Here is a 1,210-nt window from a genome sequence, read left to right as displayed (position 1 = left end):
TGGGAGGCTGTGATGACCGGTGACGAACTCGTGGATCGTTATGCGAGGTTGCGGCGGGCTGCCGCGGCGTTGCTCGAGGTGACTGAGACTGCTGAGGTGTCTGTGGTGCACCGGGACAAGTTGGATGGTTTGGCGGCGGCTTTGGCGGAGCCCGGGCCCTCGGGTGTCAGTGCCAGAGAGGTTGTCGATCCCAGCCTGCACCTGTTGTCCTCGCGGACTTACCGGAGAGGCGCTCCCGATGGTGCACTGCGCCCGTTTGCCGAAAGGGCTCGGAGCATTAGGGAGAGTCTGGCCCTTGATGATGCGAGTGAGGAGCCGCGTGGGGAGTGGCCTGATGTGTGGGACCCGACTTTGACTGAGGTGCAGGCCATGGTGGTGGGGACGTTGTTGCGGGAGTTGGTGGCGCGGTTGGTGGCCACGGGTGATTCCGGTGGTCGGGAGTTGGCGGTTGTGGTGGGGGAGGTGGCCGACGAGATCTTGGCGCCGACGTTCGTCGGGGCGCAGCGATGAGTGGTGTGCGGCCAGTGGTGGTCTATTCCGGGCGCAGCGATCTCATGCAGCACGGTGCGATGCGCAGGAGCGCGCCCTGGCGTTGCAGCAGGAGTTCAAGGACCAGAATGCCACCTGGTCTGGCACGGTGGAGAGGTTGATCAATGCTCGTGGGAGGCTGTGATGACCGGTGACGAACTCGTGGATCGTTATGCGAGGTTGCGGCGGGCTGCCGCGGCGTTGCTCGAGGTGACTGAGACTGCTGAGGTGTCTGTGGTGCACCGGGACAAGTTGGATGGTTTGGCGGCGGCTTTGGCGGAGCCCGGGCCCTCGGGTGTCAGTGCCAGAGAGGTTGTCGATCCCAGCCTGCACCTGTTGTCCTCGCGGACTTACCGGAGAGGCGCTCCCGATGGTGCACTGCGCCCGTTTGCCGAAAGGGCTCGGAGCATTAGGGAGAGTCTGGCCCTTGATGATGCGAGTGAGGAGCCGCGTGGGGAGTGGCCTGATGTGTGGGACCCGACTTTGACTGAGGTGCAGGCCATGGTGGTGGGGACGTTGTTGCGGGAGTTGGTGGCGCGGTTGGTGGCCACGGGTGATTCCGGTGGTCGGGAGTTGGCGGTTGTGGTGGGGGAGGTGGCCGACGAGATCTTGGCGCCGACGTTCGTCGGGGCGCAGCGATGAGTGGTGTGCGGCCAGTGGTGGTCTATTCCGGGCGCAGCGA

The 1,210-nt window shown here is 65.0% G+C and carries 2 protein-coding genes; both read left to right on the top strand.

Annotation, left to right across the window (positions count from 1 at the left end; translation table 11 throughout):
• Positions 1 to 510, top strand: a 510-nt coding sequence (locus tag UO65_RS01380; RefSeq protein ID WP_035286572.1) for a hypothetical protein, incomplete at its 5' end; no start/stop codon positions are given.
• Between the two features lie 162 nt (positions 511 to 672).
• Positions 673 to 1,170: a hypothetical protein gene (locus tag UO65_RS01375; RefSeq protein WP_152551922.1), complete on the top strand. Its 498-nt coding sequence runs from the start codon at positions 673 to 675 to the stop codon at positions 1,168 to 1,170.
• Positions 1,171 to 1,210: the final 40 nt, after the last annotated feature.

This window comes from Actinokineospora spheciospongiae (genome assembly GCF_000564855.1).
Lineage (GTDB): Bacteria > Actinomycetota > Actinomycetes > Mycobacteriales > Pseudonocardiaceae > Actinokineospora > Actinokineospora spheciospongiae.
This window is presented reverse-complemented; position numbering and strand designations above follow the sequence as displayed.

What these genes read in the sequence shown, in the direction of transcription:
- UO65_RS01375 (WP_152551922.1), top strand. Translation starts at nt 673, where the DNA reads ATGACCGGTGACGAACTCGTGGATCGTTATGCGAGGTTGCGGCGGGCT.